We start from the raw sequence: 20,256 nt of genomic DNA on the forward strand, positions 1-20,256 counted from the left end.
GACGAGCCGGACGCGGACCCGGGCGGGGGCCCGGTCCGGCGCGTCGGCCGCGGGTCAGCGGCGGCGCTCCACGACGAAGTCCGCCAGGTCGGTGAACTGGGCCCGCACGCCCGCGGGCATGTCGACGCCGTCCAGCGCGCGCACGGCCACCTCGTGCCGGCGCCGGGCCTCCGCCTCGGTCCAGGAGCGACCCCCGGCCTCCTCGATGAGCGCGGCCCGCGTCGCGAACTCCGCCTCGTCGAAGTCCTCGAACTCCGCCGCGCTCTTCTTGGCGTCGGCCGCCAGCAGCTCGCCGAGCCGCTCCGCCGCGGGGCCGCCCGCCGCCAGCGCCGCCACCACCGGCAGGGACTTCTTGCGCTGGCGCAGGTCGCTCCAGGTGAGCTTGCCCGTCGACTGGGGGTCGCCCCAGATGCCGAGCACGTCGTCGACGGCCTGGAAGGCCAGGCCCAGGTGGTGCCCGTAGGCGTGCAGCGCGTCGGCGGCGGTCTCGTCCGCCCCGCCGAGGACGGCGCCGATGGAGGCGGAGCAGGCCAGCAGGGCGCCGGTCTTGTTGCCCTCCATCTCCAGGCACTCGGCGACGTCGACGCGCTCGCGGTGCTCGAAGGAGATGTCCTGCGCCTGGCCGTCGATCAGCGCGCGGGTGGCGGCGGTGAGGCGGCGGGTGGCACGGGCGGCCTCGGGGGTGCCCAGTTCGAGCAGGATCTCGCCGGCGAGGGCGAAGAGGGCGTCGCCGACGAGGATGGCCTGCGCGGGCCCGTGGACCTTCCAGACCGTGTCGCGGTGGCGGCGCTGCTCGTCGCCGTCCATGAGGTCGTCGTGCAGCAGTGAGAAGTTGTGCACCAGCTCCACCGCGACGGCGCCGGGCACGCCCGTCTCGGGCGCGGCACCGGCCGCTTCGGCGGAGAGCAGGGCCAGGGCGGGCCGGACGGCCTTGCCGCCGTCGCCGTCGGCCGGGCGGCCCTCGGCGTCGATCCAGCCGAAGTGGTAGGCGGCGACGGTGTCCATGGGAGAGGCGAGGCGGGCCACGGCCGAGCGCAGCTCGGCCTGCGGCAGTGTGCGGCCACGGTGGAGGAGTGCGGTCACCCCCGCGGTGTCGATGCCAGCGCTAGCCGGTTGCACCGGGTTCACAAGGTCTCCTTAGCGTTCAGCGGTCGTACTGACGCCGACCCCCGGGGGGCGTCGCCGTGCGGCTGCCCGAGGCGTGCCAGAGCCTCGCGCGCAGCGGTCTGGCCGCTGCGTACCGCGCTTTCCATGGTCGCGGGCCACCCGGTGGCGCACCACGCGCCCGCGAGGTATACACCCGGCGCACTGGTGTGCGTGGCGGGCCGCAGGCGGCCGACGCCCGGCGTCGGGGCGAAGGTGGCGTTCCGCTCCCGGGTGACGAAGAAGTCCCGCACCCGCGCGCCGCGCGCGGCGGGCAGCAGGCGCGCCAGTTCCGGCAGGTAGCGCCGGCGCAGGACGGCGACGGGCTCGTCGATCTCCTCCCGCGCGGCCGACTGGGAGAGCGCCAGGTACTGCCCGGCCCCCGTCGGCAGGCCGGACGCCTCGGTACGGTCGAAGACCCACTGGACGGGGCTGCCCAGCGCGGCGAGGAGGGGACGGTGCAGCACCGTCCGGTCGTAGACGACGTGCACGTTGAGGATGGGGGCCGTCCCGATCCGGCTCAGCCGCCCGGGGTCCGCGAGCGCGCCCGGCGGGAGCAGCGCGGCGGCCTGGTCCTGGGGCACGGCCAGGACGAGCGTGTCGGCCGGTGGCGGGGCGTCCGCCCGGCGGCCGCGCGCGGTCAGCGGCTGCCAGCCCCCGTCCGCCGCCGCGTTCAGCTCCGCGACCCGCACGCCCGTGCGCACGCGGACCCCGGCCCGCTCCAGGGCCCGGCGGGCGAGCGTGTCGTGCACGTGGCCGAGCGGGACCCGGGCCCAGCCGAGGTCGGCGGCGCCGGGCGCGGTGAGCAGACCGGTCCGGAAGACCATCGCGGCCAGCGCGAGGGAGACGTCCTCGGCGCGGGCGTTGAGCGTGGCCACCCCGACCAGGTCCCACAGCGCCGCGATGCTGCGCTCGGACTGGCCGTGGCGGCGCAGCCAACCGCCGAAGTCCACGGCGTCCAGGGCGGGGTCGGCCGGGTCCAGGCCGCGCAGGGCGAGCGCGGCGCGGGCGGCGGCCAGGCGCTCGGCGGGGCGCAGGTGGGGGTAGGCGGCCAGGGCCGCGGCCAGGTGCAGCGGCACCGGGGCGGCGGTGCGGCGGATGCGGCCCAGCCGGGGCCGGGCGCGGCCGACGTCCAGCACCGGGATGTCCAGCCGTCGCTGCAGCGGGGCGAGCCCGCGCGCACCGATCCGGTCGAGGAGGGCCAGGTAGGCGGTGCAGCACCGCAGGTGCACGTGCTGCCCGTTGTCGACGCTCAGCTCGCCCACCGGGGAGGACCGGAGGAACGAGAAGGCCAGCCCGCCCAGCCGGGGACGCGACTCGACCAGGGTGACCCTGAGCCCCGCGTCGGCCAGGTCGAGCGCCGCGGTGATCCCGGCGAGACCGCCGCCGACGACGGTGGCGCGCCCCCGCGTCCCCGGTCCCTCCGGGGTGCCCTGGTCGGGCGGGGCGGCCGGGCGCGTCACCCGGCGCTCCCGCGCAGCTCCCGCCGCACGCGCCGGCCCACGACGAGTCCGTCGACGCCGGAGAGCCCGCGCACGACCGTGAGCGCCTTCTGCCCGGCCGGGACGCTGACCCGGCCCCGCAGGACGGCCGCCGGATCGGCCTCGATGCGGTCCAGGAGCTTGCGGTAGATGCCCGCCATCGCGGCGACGCAGGCCCCCGAGCGCCGGTCGAGCATCGGCAGCAGCCGGTACCCCTCGGCGAACAGCTCGCGGGCCCGGCGGGCCTGGTGGTGGACGAGCCCGGCGAGGTCGGCGCCCGGCGGTGGCGTGGCGGTGCGGAAGGCGCCCACGCAACCGAAGGCGACCAGCTCCTCGTACGGCAGGTAGCTTCGGCCGAACGCGGCGTCCTCGCGCAGGTCCCGCAGGATGTTGGTGAGCTGGAGCGCGAGACCGAGGGTGTTGGCGTAGGCCTCGGCCCGCTCCGCCCCGGGGGCGCCGGGGCGGGTGCCGAAGACGCCGAGGGAGAGCCGTCCCACGGCCCCGGCGACGCAGCGGCAGTAGTCGCGCAGGTCGTCCCAGGTGCGGTAGGTGCGTTCCCCGACGTCCATGAGCACGCCGTCGACGACCTCGTCGAAGGCGTCCAGCGGGACGGGGTAGCGGCGGGCGGCGTCGGCCAGCGCGACGGCCACCGGGTCGGTGTCGTCCTCGGCGACGTCCCCGTCGCGGACGCGGGCGATCAGGGTGCGGGTGCCGGCCAGCCGGGCGGTCTTGGTGTCCGCGTCCAGTTCGCCGTCGCCGATGTCGTCCACACGCCGCGCGAGGGCGTAGAGGGCCGACATCGCGCGCCGCTGCGGCGGGGGCAGCAGCCGGATGCCGAACGCGAAGTTGCGGGCCTGCTGGACGGTGACGGCCTCGCAGTAGCCGTAGGCGGCGAGCACCGCGGGCGACGCGGCGGGGGCGTCCTCCGCGGGGTTCGCGGGGTTCGCGGCGGCCTTGGCGTGCGTCGTGTCGGAGGTGGGCGGTGGCGTCATCGTGGGCTTCCTCGCCGGGCGGCCGCCAGGACCGCCGTCATCTCGCGCAGCAGGGTGAGGCGGCCGGCCCTGGGGGGACCGGCCAGGACGTCGTGGTGGGCGGCGGCGATCGCGTGCAGGGCGGCCCGGCCGCCGCCGGTGAATCCGGCGAGCAGCACACGCAGCCGTCCGGAGACGCTGCCCACCAGGGGGACGCCTTCGTCCAGGAGTACGCGGGAACGTTCCGCTTCGAAGGCGACCAGCGTCCGCACGGCGGCGGAGGCGCTGGGCGCGGCCAGGTCCCGCTCGCGCACCCCGAACCGGTCCATGTCCTCGGCCGGGAGGTAGACGCGGCCCCGGCCGAAGTCCTCGGCCACGTCCTGGAGGTGCTCGACGACCTGGAGCGCGGTGCACACGGCGTCGGAGCGGCGGACGCGCTCGGGGCTGGTGGTGCCGGTGACGGCGAGCACCAGGTGGCCCACGGGGTTGGCGGACAGCTCGCAGTAGGCCAGCAGGTCGTCCCAGGTGGCGTACGTCCGGCGGTGCTGGTCGAGGCGGTTGGCCTCGATGAGGGCGAGGAACGGTCCCGGCGTCAGGCCGTTGCGGCGGACGGCGGGCCGCAGGGCGCGCAGCAGCGGGTGCCGGGGCGGCTCCGCGTCGCCGGGCGCATCGGCGGCGGCGCACACCCGCCGCACGTCGGCCTCGACGGCGTCGAGCAGGGCCGTGCGGTCCTCGGCGTGCTCGGGTGCGACGCCCAGCCACCGGGCGTCGTCGCCGCCGGGGGCCAGGTCGCCGTCGCCGATGTCGTCGACGAGCCGGGCGTAGCCGTAGACGGCCATGAGGTCGTCGCGCCAGGCGGCCGGGAGGAAGCGGGGCGCCACGGGGAAGTTCTCCCGGGCCGCCTTGGCCAGGGTCTCCTGGGTGCCGTCGCGGTGCGCGCCCCCGGGCCGATGGTCGCCGTCGGCGGTGCGCGGGCCCGCCGGGTCCTGCGCCGTCATCACGGACTCCCCGTCGCCATCGCCGTCACGTCTCCGTTTCTCACCCGACGTCAAGATAATCGTCATATCGGACACGCCAGATTGGTGCACGACTCCGATCACCATATGTTGTATGTCGGCCTCCGCCGCACAGGCCCCGCCACCTGGCTGACGGCACGCGTCAAGACCCCCGCCCGCGGGACGGGGGCCTGGACGCCGCGACGCACCGGCGGCTACTTGCCCGTGAACTCCTCGTACGCCTTCAGGACCGTCTCCGTGGGACCGTCCATGCGCAGCTCGCCCTTCTCCAGCCACAGCACCCGGTCGCAGGTGTCCCGGATCGACTTGTTGTTGTGGCTGACGAGGAAGACCGTTCCGGCCTCCTTGCGCAGCTCGCGGATGCGGGCCTCCGAGCGCTTCTGGAACTTCTTGTCACCGGTCGCGAGCGCCTCGTCGATCATGAGGACGTCGTGCCGCTTGGCCGCCGCGATGGAGAACCGGAGCCGGGCGGCCATGCCGGAGGAGTAGGTGCGCATCGGCAGCGTGATGAAGTCGCCCTTCTCGTTGATGCCGGAGAAGTCGACGATCTCCTCGTACCGCTCCCGCACCTCCTCGCGCGACATGCCCATGGCCAGCCCGCCGAGCACGACGTTGCGCTCGCCGGTCAGGTCGTTGAGCAGCGCCGCGTTCACGCCTAGCAGGGACGGCTGCCCGTCGGTGTAGACCTTGCCGCTCTCCACCGGCAGCAGCCCGGCGATGGCCCGCAGCAGCGTGGACTTCCCCGAGCCGTTCGAGCCGATCAGGCCGACGGCCTCGCCCCGGTAGGCGGTGAAGCTCACGCCCTTGACGGCGTGCACCTCGCGCACCCGGCCGCTCGGCCTGCGGCGCACGATGCGGTTCAGGGCGGCGGTGGCGCTCCCCCGGCCGCCGCCCGCGCCGTAGACCCGGTAGACGATGTGGACGTCGTCGGCGATGACCGTCGGCCGGCGCCCGTCGCCCGCCGCGGGTCCCACCGTGTCCGTCGGACGTGTCGTTTCAGCCACGGCCATACCGCTCCTCGGCCTTCCAGAAGTAGACGAAGCCCAGCACACCGGCGAACAGGGCCCAGCCGAGCGCGAGCAGCCACGGGAAGGGCGCCAGATCGGCGTAGGTGTAGTCGTCGATCAGCGCGAAGCGCATGAGGTCCATGAAGACCGCCGCCGGGTTGGCGGCGGCGAGGTCGGCCGCCCAGGTGGGCAGCGAGGCCCGCTCGGTCATCATGTGCTGGAGGGGGAACATCACGCCCGAGGCGTACATCCACGTCCGCAGCACGAACGGCATGAGCTGGGCCAGGTCCGGGGTGTGGCTGCCGAAGCGGGCCATGATCATGGCCACGCCGGTGTTGAAGACGAACTGCAGCACCAGGATGGGCAGCACCAGCAGCCAGGACCACGCCGGGACCTGCCCGAACGCGAGCAGCACCACCAGCAGGACGATCATCGAGTACATCAGCTGCTGGAGCTGCTGCAGGGCGAAGGAGATCGGCAGCGAGGCACGGGGGAAGTGCAGGGCCCGCACCAGTCCGACGTTCCCGGAGATCGCCCGCACCCCGGAGAGCACCGACTGCTGGGTGAAGGTGAAGACGAAGACGCCGGTCACCAGGAACGGGATGTAGTTCTGCTCCCCGCCGGGCACACCGTCCCTGGCGCCCAGCAGCACGCCGAAGATGAAGAAGTACACCAGGGCGTTGAGCAGCGGGGTGGCGACCTGCCACAGCTGCCCGAGCTTGGCCTGGCTGTACTGGGCCTGGAGCTTGGCCCGGGAGAAGGCGGCGATGAAGTGCCTGCGCGCCCACAGCTGCCGCACGTAGGCGGGCAGCGACGGCCGGGCCCCGCTGACCGTCAGGCCGTACTTGGCCGCCAGCTGGGCCGGGGTCAGCCCGTCATCCGGGGAGGGGGGTGCGTTCACGACGACCGCACGATCGTGCGCTGACTCGCTCACGGGGAAACTTTCGTCCTCTTGTGTGGAGGGGTCGGGAGCTGAATGGTCTCAGACCCGAGCTTGTCAGATGACGGGAGGTCGCCCCAGCCGGGTCATGCGCCACACCGTACGCCAGCGCATGGGGCGGCGGGGACCGCACGGCGTCGCCCAGCCCTCGCGGAATCCGCCCAGCCAGGCGCGCAGTGCGGCCTTCGAGGGCCGCCGGGCGAGCGTCAGCAGCACCCACACCCCCAGGTAGAGCGGGATGAGGGCGGCGGGCAGCAGCCGCCGGGCCAGCCAGACCCGGTTGCGGGCCACCATGCGGTGGTAGACCGCGTGCCGGCTGGGCTGCGTCGTGGGGTGGTGCAGGACGCAGTCCGCGCGGTAGGCGATGTCCCAGTCGGCGTCCAGGGCCCGCCAGGCCAGGTCCGTCTCCTCGTGGGCGTAGAAGAAGTCGCCGGGCAGGGCCCCGACCTCCTGGACGACGGCGGTGCGCACCGCGCTCGCCCCGCCGAGGAAGGTGGTGACCGGTGAGGAGCGCAGCGGGTCGGCCGCGCGCAGCCGGGGCACGTGCCGGCGCTGGGTGACGCCGGTCTCCGGGTCGGCGATGCGGAAGCTGATGATCCCCAGGCGGGCGTCGGCGGTGAACGCCTCCCGGCACCGCTCGGCGGTGTCGGTCAGCGGCAGGAGCCCGTCGTCGTCGAGGAAGAGGATGGCGTCCACGTCCCGCCCGCCGGGGCCGAACGCCTCGATCCCGGCGTTCCGGCCGCCGGGGATGCCCAGGTTCTCCGGCAGTTCGACGGTGCGCAGCCCGCCGGGGAGCTCCGGCAGCTCGGGCAGCGGGGCCCCGTTGCCGACGACGACGACCTCCACCGGCTCGCCCTCCTGCCGGGCCACGGACTCCAGCAGGGCGCGCAGCTCCTCGGGGCGGTTGCCCATGGTGAGGACGACCGCCCCGAGGGCGAAGCGCCCGGAGCCGCTCATCGCAGCCTGCTGGAGGCCAGGACCGACACCAGGTGCAGCACGGTCTGGAGCACCGCGACGGCGGCGAGCACGGCCACGCCCAGCCGGGTCCAGAACAGCCCGCCGACGGCGAAGTCGACCAGCGCGACCAGCAGGATGAACAGCGACGCCTCGACGCCGCCGACCAGCCGGTGGAACTTCAGCGCCGCCGCCGCCCGGCGGGCGACGGCCAGTCCGGAGGAGCGGGGGACGGCCGCCGCCTCCTGTACGGCGGGCAGGCCGCTGCGGGCCCGCGCGACGTCCACCAGATCGGTCTCCGCCTTGATCAGGATGGCGCCGAGCGCGGCCATGCCGCCCAGGAACGCCCACATCCAGTTCGCCTCGCCGTCGGTGCCGAACAGGTCCGCCGCGCGCAGGCCGAACCCCGTCAGCAGGGCGGCCTCGGCGAGGTAGTGGCCGACCCGGTCGAGGTAGACGCCGGTGACGGACGTCTGCTGGCGCCAGCGGGCGATCTCCCCGTCCACGCAGTCCAGCAGCAGGTACAGCTGGACCAGGAGGGCGGCGAGGACCGCCCCCGTCAGCCCGGGGATCAGCAGCGCCGCGCCGGCGAGCACCCCGGCGACCACCATCAGGTAGGTGAGCTGGTTGGGGGTGATCCGGGTGTTCACCAGGTACCGGTCGCACCGCAGCGAGATCTCCCGCATGTACAGGCGTCCGGCCCAGTGCTCACCGCTGCGCCGGTCCTTGACCCCCTCGGGGTGCACGACCGGGCGGAGTTCAGCTACCGATGGCTTTGGCATAGTCGGCGTACGCGTCCCTGATCTGGTCGGTGGACAGGTCGAGGTGCTCCAGGATCGTGTAGCGCCCCGGACGGGTCTGCGGAGCGAACTCCACGACCTTGACGAACTCCTCCACGGTGAAGCCGATGTCGGCGGGCAGGACGGGCTGGCCGTGCCGGCGCAGGACCTGGACCATGAGCCCGCACTCCTCCGCGGCCCCGCGCAGGTGCATGGCGAAGGCGGCGCCGAGGCCGCACTGCTCGCCGTGGCTCGCGGCGCGCTGGGGGTGGAGCAGGTCGAAGGCGTGGTTGATCTCGTGGCACGCCCCGGAGGCCGGGCGGCTGTCGCCCGCCACGGACATGGAGATGCCGGTGAGGACCAGCCCCTCGGCCAGGACCGTCAGGAAGCCGTCGTCGTCGATGTCGCCGGGGTGCCGCAGGACGGCCTGGCCGGCCTGACGCGCCATGGCGGCGGCCAGCCCGTCGACCTTCTCCCCCGTCACCCGGTGGGAGAGCTCCCAGTCGGCGACGGCGGAGATGTTGGAGACGGCGTCCCCGATGCCGGAGCGCACGAAGCGCGGCGGCGCCTGCCGGACGACGTCGAGGTCGATCACGACGGCGATGGGGTTCGGCACCCCGTAGGAGCCGCGGCCGGCGTCGTTGTCCAGGGTCGCGACGGGCGAGCACAGGCCGTCGTGCGACAGGTTCGTCGCGACCGCCACGAGCGGCAGCCCGACCCGGGCGGCGGCGAACTTCGCACAGTCGATGATCTTGCCCCCGCCCAGGCCGACGACGGCGTCGTAGTGGCCGGACTTCATGGCGTCGGCCAGCTTGATCGCGTCGTCCAGGGTGCCGCCGCCGACCTCGTACCAGGTGGCGCCGGGCAGCGCCGGCGCGAGCCGCTCGCGCAGCGCCGCGCCGGACCCGCCGCTGATGGCCACGGCGAGCTTCCCGGAGGCCGAGATGCGCTCGTCGGCCAGGACGCAGGCCAGGTCGTTCAGCGCCCCGGGCCGGATGTCGACGACGACCGGCGAGGGGATCAGCCGGGTCAGTACTGGCACGCGATCTCCCGGCCCTTGGCGAGGTCCTCGTGGTTGTCGATCTCGACCCACCTGACGTCGCCGATGGGCTCGACGTCGACGACGTGGCCGCGGTTGACCAGCTCCTGGTAGCCGTCCTCGTAGTAGAGGTCCGGGTCGCGCTCGAAGGTCGTCTTCAGCGCGTCGGCCAGGTCGGCGGCCGCCTCGCCCTCGATCAGGGTGACGCCGATGTACTCGCCGGTCGCCGAGGCCGGGTCCATCAGCTTGGTGATCTTCGCGACGCCGCCGTTCTCGCCGGTGACGACCTTCATCTCCTCGTCGGCGAGCTGCTTGACGGTGTCCAGGGCGAGGATGATCCGGCCCTTGCCGCGCGCGGCCAGCAGCGTCTTCTCGACCGAGACGGGGTGGACGGTGTCGCCGTTGGCGAGGATCACGCCCTGCTTGATGACGTCACGGGCGCACCACAGGGAGTAGGCGTTGTTCCACTCCTCGGCCTTGTCGTTGTCGATGAGCGTCAGCTTGAGGCCGTACTTCTCCTCCAGCGCCGCCTTGCGCTCGTACACGGCCTCCTTGCGGTAGCCGACGACGATCGCGACCTCGGTCAGGCCCACCTCGGCGAAGTTGCCCAGGGTCAGGTCGAGCACGGTGGTCGCCTCGGCCTCCCCCTCGGGACCGACGGGCACCAGAGCCTTGGGGAGGGTGTCGGTGTAGGGACGCAGACGCCGTCCGGCGCCGGCGGCCAGCACGAGGCCGATCATGCGGGTACTCCTGTTTCGTCGTGTAGTGCGGGTGCCGTGGAGGACACCCAGAAGCGGATGCTCTCGGCGAGCACCGCGAGCGCCACGACCCCCGCGAGGACCGTGAGCGCGACGGGGAAGGTGGCCCCCGTGGACCACAGGGCGGCGAGTGCGACGGCCAGTGTCCGGCCCTCGTGCCCCCCGACCGCACGCACGAGCAGCAGGGGCGGCGCCCCGGCCGCACCGCGGATGCGGTACACCGTGTCGTAGTGATGGTAGGCGACGGCCGCCACCAGCCCGAAAGCCGCGGGCAACGCTCCGTTCACCTCGGAGCGCGCGGCGAGTACCAGCACGGTGCCGTACTCGGCCGCCCGGAACAGCGGCGGGACCAGCCAGTCGAGCGGGCCCGCGAGCGGACGGGCCACGGCCGCGCCCGACAGGAGCGCGTAGCCGCCCGCCGCGAGCGCCGGCCACCCGCTGCCGACCGGTGCCGCCAGGGCGGTGCCGAGCACCAGGGCGGCGCCCGCCCCGGCCGCCGCGAGGGCGGGCAGCGGGAGCGGCAGCCGGGCGGCGAGGGCCGCCAGCGGCCCGGTGTCGGCCAGGTCGCCCAGGGCGCGGGCGGCCTGCGGGGTGCGCCGCGTGCGCCGCGTCACCGAACGCAGCACCCGGCCGGCGGTGGTGTAGGAGGCGGCGAACAGACAGCCGACGATGAGGACGGTGAGGGTCAGGCGCGGCGTCGTCAGAGCGGTCAGGACGGCGATCAGCGCCCAGCGTTCCCCGATGGGCAGGACGACCATGCGGCGCGCCCACACCGTCCAGCCGACGCGGTCCAGCCGGCCGGAGAGCGCGGCGGCGGGGCTCGCGGACGCGGCGGCCTCGGGGCGCCCACCGTCCCGCGGCCGCTCGTAGTGGTCCCCCTCGGCGAAGGAGAAGTCCACGACGTGCCGCACGGTCTGCACGACCATCGCGGCGAGCGCGAGCCCCCACACGTCGTCGCCGCCGCGCGCGGCGCCCAGGGCCAGGCCCGCGTAGAACGCGTACTCCTTGGCCCGGTCGAACGTGGCGTCCAGCCAGGCCCCGAGGGTGGAGTAGCGCAGCGCGTAGCGGGCCAGCTGCCCGTCGGCGCAGTCCAGGACGAAGGACGCGAGGAGCAGCGCCCCGGCCGCGACGAAGCCGGGCCGGGTGCCGGTGGCCGCGCAGCCCGCCGCGACGAGCGCGGTCAGCAGGGAGAGGGTGGTGACCTGGTTGGGCGTCATGCCGCGCCGGGCGCACCAGCGTGCCACGTACCGCGAGTACGGGCTGACGCAGAAGGTGGTGAAGAAGCCGTCGCGGGGCTTCACCGCCGAGCGCAGCCGCACCTCCTCCTCGTCGACGGCCCCGGTGCGCTCGCGGGCGGCGGCCAGCTCGGCGGCGTCGGCGGGCACGGTGGCGACCAGGACGCCCAGCTCGGGGCGGTACACGGGTACCCCGTCGGCCTCCAGCAGCTCGGCGGCGCGGTCGGGCAGCGACGCGCCGTCCGACCCGGCCGCCTCCAGCGCGCGGAGCAGCCGCGCCCGGGCGGCGGGCCGCGCGGTGACGGCTCCGGGGAGCGCGGCGAGGGGATGACGCGGGTCGGTCAGGCCGAGGCGCAGGCTGTGCGGGTGCCCGGTGAAGCGGTGGTCGACGACGGCCACGCGCTCGGGTGCGGGGACGTCGGCCAACCGCGCGAGGACGTCGGCGGGCCCCGAGGCGGCGTGCACCGTGAACCCGAGGGAGCCCAGGTCCGCTACCAGCGGCGAGCCGACGGCCGGCTGACCGGTGAGGATGGCGGTCGACAGACGAACTCACTCCCTTGTCAGCGGTCCCCGTCCGGGGAGGTCCGGCCCTTTCCGGACGACGGCAGGGCAGCGCACAGGGGCGCGCCATCGCCCGTTCGGGGGGCAGCGCCTCGCCAGAGGCTATCCGATCGCCGGAAGCTGCTGTTCACCACGCATTCACCCGACCGGACTTGCCGCCGTGACGTGCCCCGCCCCGGCGGGCCCCGGCGTGGCCCCGGCCCGCGACCGGGACCGGGCGGTGGGGTCCGGGGTTCCGGCCGACGGCTGGGCGCGGCGCGGGGACGCATGCGCGGACGACGACAAAAGCCCAGCTCAGCGCACATGACAACGGGTTTCAGCGCCGCGTTGCACATACCCCCCGTCCGTAGTTCACTGGACGACCGTGGGCGGCGAAACGATCGTCCACGGCGCGGCACGTCGGCGCGCTCGGTGCGAGTGGGAGGCGGAGTTCACATGGGTGCGGGGCACCAGCACGGCGGTCCACCCCCGGAGGGGACCGCGTCCACGGCCTACCGGGGAAGGCTGCTCACGGCGCTGCTGATCGCCGTGACCCTGCTCGGGGTGCAGGTCGTCGGCGCCTGGCTGACGGGCTCACTGGCCCTGCTGGCCGACGCCGGTCACGTGGCGACGGACGCGACGGGCATCGCCGTGGCCCTGGCCGCCATCCACTTCGCGAACCGGCCGGCGTCCGGCCGGCGCACGTTCGGGTTCGCGCGGGTGGAGATCCTGGCGGCCCTGTTCAACTGCCTGCTGCTGCTCGGAGTGGGCGGCTACATCCTCGTGGAGGCCGTGGAGCGGTTCCAGGACCCGGCGGACGTGCCGGGCGGGACGACCGTCGTCATCGGCCTCGTCGGCCTGGCCCTGAACTGCGTCTCGCTGAGTCTGCTGATGCGCGGGCAGAAGGAGAGCCTCAACGTCCGGGGGGCCTTCCTGGAGGTGCTGGCGGACACCCTGGGCTCGCTGGCCGTCGTGGTGGCGGCCGTGGTGATCATCGTCACCGGCTGGACCCGGGCCGATGTGATCGCCTCCCTGGTCATCGCGCTGATGATCGTGCCGCGCACCGTCAAGCTGGCGCGTGAGGCGCTGGACGTCCTGTTGGAGGCGGCGCCCAAGGACGTCGACCTGGACGAGGTGCGCCGGCACATCCTCGCCGTCGACGGGGTCGAGGCCCTGCACGACCTGCACGTGTGGACGATCACCTCCGGCATGCCCGTCCTCTCGGTCCACGTGGTGGTGGACGAGGTCGTGCTGGACACCGAGGGGAACGAACGCGTCCTGCACGATCTGCGCGACTGCCTGGGCACCCACTTCGACGTGGAGCACTGCACGTTCCAGCTCGAACCGCACGGCCACGCCGAACACGAGGCGAGGGTCTGCCACTGATCCGCCGATCCGCCGATCCGCCACTGAGACGGACGACGTGTGGGGGGCGCGGTCCCGTCCGGTGGCGGCACGTCGGATAGAAAGACCACATGAGCAACGACACCGCGGCCCCCATCATGCTGGAACTCGTCGACGAACAGGGCACGACGATCGGCACGGCGGAGAAGCTCTCCGCCCACCGGGCACCGGGCCGCCTGCACCGCGCGTTCTCCGTCTTCCTCTTCGACGAGGACGGCCGGCTGCTGCTCCAGCGGCGCGCGCTGGGCAAGTACCACTCCCCCGGTGTGTGGTCCAACACCTGCTGCGGCCACCCCTTCCCCGGCGAGCCGCCGTTCTCCGCCGCCGCCCGGCGGGTACGCGAGGAGCTGGGCGTGACCCCGGCCCTGCTGGCGGAGGCGGGCACGGTGACCTACAACCACCCCGACCCGCTCTCGGGGCTGGTGGAGCAGGAGTACAACCACCTCTTCGCGGGACTGCTCCGGGCGCCCCTGGCCCCGGACCCGGAGGAGGTCGCCGAGACGGCCTTCGTCACCCCGGAGGAGCTCAAGGCGCGGCACGAGAGGGACGTGTTCTCCGCGTGGTTCATGACGGTGCTGGACGCCGCGCGTCCGGGGATCCGGGCCGCCACCGGCGGCCTCGGCGGCTGGTAGACGGCCGAGGCCCCGGTGGCGGCGTCCGTCAGGCCGCGAGGAGCGGCAGGGCGGCCCAGATGATCTTGCCCCCGGTCGCGGTCGGCTCCACGTCGCAGGCGCCTCCCGACTCGGCGACCACCGCCTTCACCAGGAGCAGCCCCCGCCCGCCGAGGTGCTCCTCGGCGGGGTCGGAGGCGAGCGCCTTCGGTCGGTAGGGGTGGCCGTCCTCGACGGCCACCCGCACCCACCCGTCGCCGAGCGAGACCTCGACACCGAGCCGGGGGGAGAGCAGCGCCGCGTGGCGCACGGAGTTGGTCACCAGCTCCGAGACGATGAGCAGCAGCCCGTCCAGGATCTCCGGGGAGACCGGGGCCCGCTGCCGCCGGATGAGGTCCCGCACCGCGTGCCGCACCTGCGGCACGGAGGTGTCCAGCGCGGGGGCGGTGAACCGCCAGGCGCCTTGGTGGGCCTCCGCGCCGCGTGGCGGTGGCTGCAGGGCTCTCCCGCTGCTCTCCATCGTGACCGGCACCCGCCCTCGTCCGTCGTGCGTCCGTGGCCCGCCCAGCCGTCGTACCGAGGTCGGGGGGCCTCCTTCCCCCCGAGTGTTGGCCCGGGCCGCCGCCGGGGAGGGACCTGCACGCAATTGGGCGTCTTCCGACGTGTGCCGACGGACCGGGATCGCGCGGGACCGCACGACGACGGCTCCTGAAAGGTTTCTGCGGCTTTCCGGGCCGCATGCCCGGATTCGTACCCGAGTCCGGTCCGTCCGCCCGGAGAGCGGTGGGGGCTACCGGCCGAGTTCGTAGTCGAACCAGATCCGGTGCGTGCCGTCCGCCTCGACCGCGACGCCCCCGCCTCCGGTGATGCCGGCCAGGTCGCCCGTGCCGCTGCCCGGAACGACGACGAAGAACTCGCCCGCACGGCCGCCGTCGCCCAGGGTGGTCGCGGCGTGGGCGAAGTTGAAGCGGCCCGTCCGGCCGTGGAGCGCCCCGTCGAAGGACTCCATCGCCACGTACGTGCCCACCGCGGTGGACTCGTCGAAGGCGGCGGTGAACAACGTGGTCGAGCGCCCCGCCACCTCGCCGTCGAACCGCTTCTCCATCGTGGACACCCCCACCGGCACCGCGGTGTCGATCTGCGGGCCGGGCACCGGCGCGGGCGTGAAATCGGCAACTGTGAACGTTCCTGAAGCGCGCATGCGGGCAGCGTATTCCGGGCCACTGACAACGCGTCGGCACAGGCCGGACGTCGCGGCCCGCCACAGGGGCCGTAGCATCCCGGCCATGGAGTCAGGTCTTCAGTGCGGGCGGCGGGACGGGGTCGCGACCGTGCGCCTGCACCACCCCGCCAAACGCAACGCGATGACCGCCGCCATGTGGCGGGAGCTGCCCCCGCTGCTCGACGACCTCGCCGCCGACGCCGCCGTGCGGGCCGTGGTGCTGACCGGCTCGGGGGCCACCTTCTGCGCCGGGGCGGACATCGCCAGCCTGCGCGGGGACAGCGCCCCGCAGGGGCTCGCGCTCGCCGCCGAGGAGCGTCTGGCCGCCTTCCCGAAGCCGACGCTCGCCGTCGTGCGCGGGTTCTGCGTGGGCGGCGGCTGCCAACTGGCCGTCGCCTGCGACCTGCGGTTCGCGGCCGAGGGCGCCCGGTTCGGCATCACCCCGGCGAAGCTCGGCATCGTCTACCCGGCGCCCTCGACCAGGCGGCTGGTGGAACTCGTCGGACCGTCGGCCGCCAAGCACCTGCTGTTCTCCGCCGAGCTCATCGGCACCGACCGCGCCCTGCGCACGGGGCTCGTGGACGAGGTGCTGCCCGAGGAGGGGCTGGACGCGCGGGTGACGGAGTTCACCCGCGCCCTCACCCGGCGCTCGCAGCTGACGCAGGCCGCCGCCAAGGAGTTCGCCGCCGGACCGGCGCGGCCGGACCGCGTGCGGTACTGGAGCGGGCAGGCGGCGTCGGGCACGGAGGCCCAGGAAGGCGTGGCCGCGTTCCTGGAGCGCCGCGCCCCCGTGTTCACCTGGTCTCCGCCGACCGGGGCGGGACCGTCGACCTAGTCAGATAAGCAAGCGCTCAGTAACGTGGCGGCATGACGACTCTCCACGCGCGGGCCGGTCGGCGCTGCCACAACATGGTCAATCCGCTCCACTCGACCGTCTACTTCTCCCCCGACACCGGCGAGGAACTGGCGGCCCTCGGCATCACCGACCCCCGGGCCGTCTACTTCACCACCCGCGCGGCGGCCTTCGGCGCCGTCGGCCCCGGCGTCGTCGCCGCGACGTTCTACAGCTTCGACCACGCCCTGATCGCCCGGCACCTGCCCGCCGCCTGGCGGACGGCCACCCCGCAGCAGGTGCTGGACGCCCGGCTGCGGGCCGCCGACCGCACCCTGCGACGCCTGCTGGGTGAGGAGGCCGTCGCCTCCGCGGAGATGGCGGAGGCGGCCGAGCTGGCCCTGCGCGCCACCGAGGCGTGCGAGCGGGGAGCACGTCCCCTCTACGCGGCCCACGCCGACCTGCCGGTGCCCGAGGAGCCGCACCTGGCCCTGTGGCACGCGGCCACCCTGCTGCGCGAGCACCGGGGCGACGGGCACCTGGCCGCCCTCATGGGCGCCGGCCTGACCGGACTGGAGGCCCAGGTGAGCCACACCGCGACCGGCAAGGGCATGAGCCCCAAGTGGGCCCTGGGCACCCGCGGCTACACCCGCGAGGACTGGACCGCCGCGCAGGAACGGCTCCGGGCACGCGGGCTGCTGGACGCCGACGGGGAGCTGACCGAGGAGGGCGTGGCGCTGCGCCGCGCGATCGAGGAGGACACCGACCGCCGCGACCGTGCCCCCTACGAGCACCTGGGGGCCGCCGGCGTCGAGCGGCTGACGGAGCTGGGCACCGTCTTCTCCGGGGCCGCGCTCCAGGCGGGCGCCTTCCCCGCCGACATGTTCGGCAAGGGCTGAGCGGCCCCGGCGCGGGCGGGGCTGCCGCCGCCCGTCGGCGCGGCCTGCCACAATGCGGGGCGTGACCGCTACGACCATCTCCATCGAAGCCAGGATCGCCGACGAACTCGGCGTCGCCGAGCGCCAGGTCCGGGCCGCCGTCGAGCTCCTCGACGGCGGCTCGACCGTGCCGTTCATCGCCCGCTACCGCAAGGAGGCCACCGGCACCCTGGACGACGCGCAGTTGCGCACCCTGGAGGAGCGGCTGCGCTACCTGCGGGAGCTGGAGGACCGGCGCGCCGCGATCCTCGAGTCGGTGCGCACGCAGGGCAAGCTCGACGCCGCCCTGGAGGCGCGCATCCGCGCGGCGGAGTCCAAGGCCCGCCTGGAGGACATCTACCTGCCGTACAAGCCCAAGCGGCGCACGAAGGCGCAGATCGCCCGGGAGGCCGGGCTTGAGCCGCTGGCCGACGGCCTGCTGACCGACCCCTCCGTGGAGCCGGCCGCGGCAGCGGCGGCGTTCGTCGACGCCGACGCGGGCGTGGCCGACACCGCCGCGGCGCTGGAGGGCGCGCGGGCGATCCTCACCGAGCGCTTCTCCGAGGACGCCGACCTCATCGGTGAGCTGCGGGAGCGGATGTGGCGGCACGGCCGGCTCGCCGCGAAGGTGCGGGACGGCAAGGAGGAGCAGGGCGCGAAGTTCGCCGACTACTTCGACTTCGCCGAACCGTTCACGGAGCTGCCCTCGCACCGCGTGCTGGCCATGCTGCGCGGTGAGAAGGAGGAGGTCCTCGACCTCACCCTGGAGCCCGAGGCGAGCGCCGAGGCGGCGTCGGAGCCGGGACCGACCGCCTACGAGCGGGCCGTCGCCGCGCGATTCGGCATCGTCCACCGGGGCCGCCCGGCGGACGACTGGCTGGCCGAGACGGTGCGGTGGGCGTGGCGCACGCGCGTGCTGGTGCACCTCGGGATCGACCTGCGCACCCGGCTGCGCCAGGCGGCCGAGGACGACGCCGTCGGCGTCTTCGCGGCCAACCTGCGGGACCTGCTGCTGGCCGCGCCCGCCGGCAGCCGGGCCACGATGGGCCTGGACCCGGGCCTGCGCACCGGCGTGAAGGTGGCGGTGGTGGACGCCACCGGCAAGGTCGCGGCGACCGACACGATCTACCCGCACGCCCCGGCGCGCAAGTGGGACGCCTCGCTGGCGACCCTCGCCGCGCTGGCCCGGGAGCACGGCGTGGAGCTGATCGCGATCGGCAACGGCACCGCCTCGCGGGAGACGGACCGGCTGGCCGCCGACCTGCTGGCCCGGGAACCGGAGCTGGGCCTGACGAAGGTCATGGTCTCCGAGGCCGGTGCCTCGGTGTACTCGGCCTCGGCCTTCGCCTCGCAGGAGCTGCCGGACCTGGACGTCTCCCTGCGCGGCGCGGTCTCCATCGCCCGCCGCCTGCAGGACCCGCTGGCGGAGCTGGTGAAGATCGACCCGAGGTCCATCGGCGTCGGCCAGTACCAGCACGACCTGTCCGAGGTGAAGCTCTCCCGCTCGCTGGACGCGGTGGTGGAGGACTGCGTGAACGGCGTCGGGGTCGACGTCAACACCGCCTCGGCGCCGCTGCTGTCGCGGGTGTCGGGCATCGGCGGCACCCTGGCGGAGAACATCGTCGCCCATCGCGACGCCAACGGTCCCTTCCGCAGCCGCACCGGGCTGAAGTCCGTGCCCCGCCTGGGGCCCAAGGCGTTCGAGCAGTGCGCGGGCTTCCTGCGCATCCGGGGCGGGGACGACCCGCTGGACGCCTCCAGCGTCCACCCGGAGGCGTACCCGGTGGTGCGCCGGATGGCGAAGGCGCACGGCGGGGACGTCGCGGCCCTCGTGGGCGACTCCACGGTCCTGCGGACACTGCGGCCCGCCGACTTCGTGGACGAGACGTTCGGCCTGCCGACCGTCACCGACATCCTGGGCGAGCTGGAGAAGCCCGGACGCGACCCGCGTCCGGCCTTCCGCACGGCGGCGTTCAAGGAGGGCGTGGAGAAGCTCGCCGACCTGAGCCCCGGCATGGTGCTGGAGGGCGTGGTCACCAACGTGGCGGCCTTCGGCGCGTTCGTGGACGTCGGTGTCCACCAGGACGGCCTGGTGCACGTCTCGGCGATGTCGAAGTCGTTCGTGAAGGACCCGCGCGACGTGGTCAAGCCGGGTGACATCGTGAAGGTGAAGGTCCTGGAGGTGGACGAGGCCCGCAAGCGCATCTCGCTGACGCTGCGCCTCGACGACGAGCCGGGGAAGGGCCCGGGCGACGGTCGGGGCGGCCGCCGTGGCGCCGTGCCGGCCCGCCGGGAGGGCGAACGCGGCGGGCAGCGCGGCGGCGGCGCACGCGGTGACCAGCGCGGCGGGCAGCGCGGGAGCGGGCAGCGCGGCGGCCGGCGGGACGGCCGGCAGGGTGGCGGCGCCCCGGCCAACGACGCGATGGCCGAGGCCCTGCGCCGCGCCGGGCTGCGCTGACGGCTGCCGCCGTCCGTGGGGCGCCGACAGTGCCGGCGCCCCACGGGGGCCTTCTCAGAGCCGGACGACGACCTCGTCCAGGCTTTTGCGCCGCAGGTCCGGCACGCGCGCGTCCGCGGCCGGGTACCCCACGGGCACGACGTAGGCGGCGCGCTCCTCGGCCGGCCGCTCGCACACCTCGTTCAGGAAGCGCATCGGGCTCGGTGTGTGGGTGAGGGTGGCCAGCCCGGACTGGTGCAGTGACGCCAGCATCAGCCCGACCGCGATGCCGACGGACTCCTTGGTGTAGTAGGGGCGCGGTGTGTGCGGCCCCTTGTGCACCTCGAAGACGACGATGACGACCGGCGCGGTCTCCAGGAACGGCTTGCGCCAGTCCGTGCCGATCGGGGCGAGCGCCGTGAGCCACTCCTGGGAGGCGCGGCGCTCGTAGAACTCCCGCTCCTCGGCCTCGGCGGCCTCCCGCAGCCGCCGCTTGCGGTCGGGGTCGGTGATGACGACGAAGCGCCAGGGCTGCACGTGGGCCCCGCTGGGCGCGGTGGCCGCCGTCCGGATCGCCCAGTCCACCGTCTCGGCGGGGACGGGCCGGGGGTCGAAGTCCCGGACGGTACGGCGCTGGGACATGATCGCGTGGAAGGCCCGACCCCGGTCCGCCGCCTCGTGAGCGGGAACGGTCATCGGCCGGAGCGGAACCGTGGGATGAGCGGAATGCGCACTGGTATGGACCATGTGCGGCAGCACAGCACATCCACGGTCACCGCGTAAATGCGTTGCACGGTAACGGTCCCCGTCCTAACGTCGCTTTCGGCCATGGAGTCGTTGATAGGAGAGGCCGTTGCTCGTCTGAGGTCGGAAGACACCGTGTGCACCGTTCGACGTCCCGGCCCCCGGGACGTCCGCGCCGCCCGGCGCGTGCCACGGGTGCGACCTCGATGAGGCGAGCCCCGCCCGG

Annotated in this window: 19 protein-coding genes; 5 read left to right on the top strand and 14 right to left on the bottom strand. The window is 74.5% G+C overall.

Annotation, left to right across the window (positions count from 1 at the left end; genetic code table 11):
* Positions 1–54: 54 nt before the first annotated feature.
* The 11 genes from IF129_RS06470 to IF129_RS06520 form a co-directional block, all read right to left on the bottom strand.
* Complete coding sequence (locus IF129_RS06470; RefSeq protein ID WP_318153588.1) at positions 55–1,128, bottom strand: polyprenyl synthetase family protein; 1,074 nt, start codon at positions 1,126–1,128, stop codon at positions 55–57.
* The gene (gene hpnE / locus IF129_RS06475) at positions 1,125–2,606 is read right to left on the bottom strand and encodes a hydroxysqualene dehydroxylase HpnE (RefSeq protein ID WP_191208505.1); all 1,482 of its coding nucleotides are present in this window, start codon (positions 2,604–2,606) and stop codon (positions 1,125–1,127) included. Before hpnE ends, IF129_RS06470 begins: the two co-directional genes overlap by 4 nt.
* Complete coding sequence (gene hpnD / locus IF129_RS06480) at positions 2,603–3,616, bottom strand: presqualene diphosphate synthase HpnD (protein ID WP_191208506.1); 1,014 nt, start codon at positions 3,614–3,616, stop codon at positions 2,603–2,605. Before hpnD ends, hpnE begins: the two co-directional genes overlap by 4 nt.
* Positions 3,613–4,593 (bottom strand): squalene synthase HpnC, encoded by a 981-nt coding sequence (hpnC, locus tag IF129_RS06485; RefSeq protein WP_191208507.1) that lies wholly within the window; start codon positions 4,591–4,593, stop codon positions 3,613–3,615. Before hpnC ends, hpnD begins: the two co-directional genes overlap by 4 nt.
* A gap of 212 nt (positions 4,594–4,805) precedes the next feature.
* A complete protein-coding gene (locus IF129_RS06490) occupies positions 4,806–5,621 on the bottom strand; it encodes an ABC transporter ATP-binding protein (protein WP_191208508.1) in 816 nt (271 codons plus the stop codon).
* A complete protein-coding gene (locus IF129_RS06495) occupies positions 5,608–6,552 on the bottom strand; it encodes an ABC transporter permease (RefSeq protein ID WP_191208509.1) in 945 nt (314 codons plus the stop codon). The genes IF129_RS06490 and IF129_RS06495 overlap by 14 nt, the downstream gene beginning before the upstream one ends.
* A 63-nt stretch (positions 6,553–6,615) precedes the next feature.
* Positions 6,616–7,515: a glycosyltransferase family 2 protein gene (locus IF129_RS06500; protein ID WP_191208510.1), complete on the bottom strand. Its 900-nt coding sequence runs from the start codon at positions 7,513–7,515 to the stop codon at positions 6,616–6,618.
* Positions 7,512–8,294 (bottom strand): CDP-alcohol phosphatidyltransferase family protein, encoded by a 783-nt coding sequence (locus IF129_RS06505; RefSeq protein WP_191208511.1) that lies wholly within the window; start codon positions 8,292–8,294, stop codon positions 7,512–7,514. Before IF129_RS06505 ends, IF129_RS06500 begins: the two co-directional genes overlap by 4 nt.
* Positions 8,272–9,333, bottom strand: a complete 1,062-nt coding sequence (locus tag IF129_RS06510) for an iron-containing alcohol dehydrogenase family protein (RefSeq protein WP_191208512.1) — start codon at positions 9,331–9,333, stop codon at positions 8,272–8,274. Before IF129_RS06510 ends, IF129_RS06505 begins: the two co-directional genes overlap by 23 nt.
* On the bottom strand, positions 9,321–10,070 hold the full coding sequence (locus IF129_RS06515; protein ID WP_191208513.1) for a phosphocholine cytidylyltransferase family protein: 750 nt from the start codon (positions 10,068–10,070) through the stop codon (positions 9,321–9,323). The genes IF129_RS06510 and IF129_RS06515 overlap by 13 nt, the downstream gene beginning before the upstream one ends.
* Entirely contained in the window at positions 10,067–11,866 is a 1,800-nt protein-coding gene (locus tag IF129_RS06520) for a DUF5941 domain-containing protein (RefSeq protein WP_191208742.1), read from the bottom strand. Before IF129_RS06520 ends, IF129_RS06515 begins: the two co-directional genes overlap by 4 nt.
* A gap of 453 nt (positions 11,867–12,319) precedes the next feature.
* Here IF129_RS06520 and IF129_RS06530 point away from each other — a divergent pair, with 453 nt between their 5' ends.
* Together IF129_RS06530 and idi are read left to right on the top strand one after the other, a co-directional pair.
* A complete protein-coding gene (locus tag IF129_RS06530) occupies positions 12,320–13,249 on the top strand; it encodes a cation diffusion facilitator family transporter (protein WP_191208515.1) in 930 nt (309 codons plus the stop codon).
* 89 nt (positions 13,250–13,338) lie between these two features.
* Positions 13,339–13,899 carry an isopentenyl-diphosphate Delta-isomerase gene (idi, locus tag IF129_RS06535; RefSeq protein ID WP_191208516.1) on the top strand — a complete coding sequence of 187 codons (561 nt, stop codon included), beginning with the start codon at positions 13,339–13,341 and terminating at the stop codon, positions 13,897–13,899.
* 28 nt (positions 13,900–13,927) lie between these two features.
* On the opposite strand, the gene IF129_RS06540 is transcribed toward idi, so the two are convergent.
* A complete protein-coding gene (locus IF129_RS06540; protein ID WP_191208517.1) occupies positions 13,928–14,398 on the bottom strand; it encodes an ATP-binding protein in 471 nt (156 codons plus the stop codon).
* A gap of 270 nt (positions 14,399–14,668) precedes the next feature.
* Positions 14,669–15,079, bottom strand: a complete 411-nt coding sequence (locus IF129_RS06545; RefSeq protein WP_191208518.1) for a DUF3224 domain-containing protein — start codon at positions 15,077–15,079, stop codon at positions 14,669–14,671.
* Between the two features lie 85 nt (positions 15,080–15,164).
* Here IF129_RS06545 and IF129_RS06550 point away from each other — a divergent pair, with 85 nt between their 5' ends.
* From IF129_RS06550 to IF129_RS06560, 3 genes are all read left to right on the top strand, one after another.
* Positions 15,165–15,935, top strand: a complete 771-nt coding sequence (locus tag IF129_RS06550) for an enoyl-CoA hydratase/isomerase family protein (protein ID WP_191208519.1) — start codon at positions 15,165–15,167, stop codon at positions 15,933–15,935.
* Positions 15,936–15,967: 32 nt separating this feature from the next.
* Positions 15,968–16,831 carry an SCO6745 family protein gene (locus IF129_RS06555; RefSeq protein ID WP_191208520.1) on the top strand — a complete coding sequence of 288 codons (864 nt, stop codon included), beginning with the start codon at positions 15,968–15,970 and terminating at the stop codon, positions 16,829–16,831.
* Between the two features lie 61 nt (positions 16,832–16,892).
* Entirely contained in the window at positions 16,893–19,307 is a 2,415-nt protein-coding gene (locus tag IF129_RS06560) for a Tex family protein (protein ID WP_318153590.1), read from the top strand.
* 54 nt (positions 19,308–19,361) lie between these two features.
* Here the strand turns inward: IF129_RS06560 and IF129_RS06565 are convergent, their stop codons facing one another.
* A complete protein-coding gene (locus IF129_RS06565; RefSeq protein ID WP_191208522.1) occupies positions 19,362–20,033 on the bottom strand; it encodes a nitroreductase family protein in 672 nt (223 codons plus the stop codon).
* Positions 20,034–20,256: the final 223 nt, after the last annotated feature.

It is taken from the genome of Streptomyces chumphonensis (genome assembly GCF_014779715.1).
Taxonomy (GTDB): domain Bacteria; phylum Actinomycetota; class Actinomycetes; order Streptomycetales; family Streptomycetaceae; genus Streptomyces; species Streptomyces chumphonensis.

Excerpts from the sequence above, each read along its gene's own strand:
- hpnD (WP_191208506.1), bottom strand. The coding sequence starts at position 3,616 with ATGACGCCACCGCCCACCTCCGACACGACGCACGCCAAGGCCGCCGCG.
- hpnC (WP_191208507.1), bottom strand. The coding sequence starts at position 4,593 with ATGACGGCGCAGGACCCGGCGGGCCCGCGCACCGCCGACGGCGACCAT.
- IF129_RS06490 (WP_191208508.1), bottom strand. The coding sequence starts at position 5,621 with ATGGCCGTGGCTGAAACGACACGTCCGACGGACACGGTGGGACCCGCG.
- IF129_RS06500 (WP_191208510.1), bottom strand. The coding sequence starts at position 7,515 with ATGAGCGGCTCCGGGCGCTTCGCCCTCGGGGCGGTCGTCCTCACCATG.
- IF129_RS06505 (WP_191208511.1), bottom strand. The coding sequence starts at position 8,294 with ATGCCAAAGCCATCGGTAGCTGAACTCCGCCCGGTCGTGCACCCCGAG.
- IF129_RS06515 (WP_191208513.1), bottom strand. The coding sequence starts at position 10,070 with ATGATCGGCCTCGTGCTGGCCGCCGGCGCCGGACGGCGTCTGCGTCCC.
- IF129_RS06530 (WP_191208515.1), top strand. The coding sequence starts at position 12,320 with ATGGGTGCGGGGCACCAGCACGGCGGTCCACCCCCGGAGGGGACCGCG.
- idi (WP_191208516.1), top strand. The coding sequence starts at position 13,339 with ATGAGCAACGACACCGCGGCCCCCATCATGCTGGAACTCGTCGACGAA.
- IF129_RS06540 (WP_191208517.1), bottom strand. The coding sequence starts at position 14,398 with ATGGAGAGCAGCGGGAGAGCCCTGCAGCCACCGCCACGCGGCGCGGAG.
- IF129_RS06545 (WP_191208518.1), bottom strand. The coding sequence starts at position 15,079 with ATGCGCGCTTCAGGAACGTTCACAGTTGCCGATTTCACGCCCGCGCCG.
- IF129_RS06550 (WP_191208519.1), top strand. The coding sequence starts at position 15,165 with ATGGAGTCAGGTCTTCAGTGCGGGCGGCGGGACGGGGTCGCGACCGTG.
- IF129_RS06555 (WP_191208520.1), top strand. The coding sequence starts at position 15,968 with ATGACGACTCTCCACGCGCGGGCCGGTCGGCGCTGCCACAACATGGTC.
- IF129_RS06565 (WP_191208522.1), bottom strand. The coding sequence starts at position 20,033 with ATGGTCCATACCAGTGCGCATTCCGCTCATCCCACGGTTCCGCTCCGG.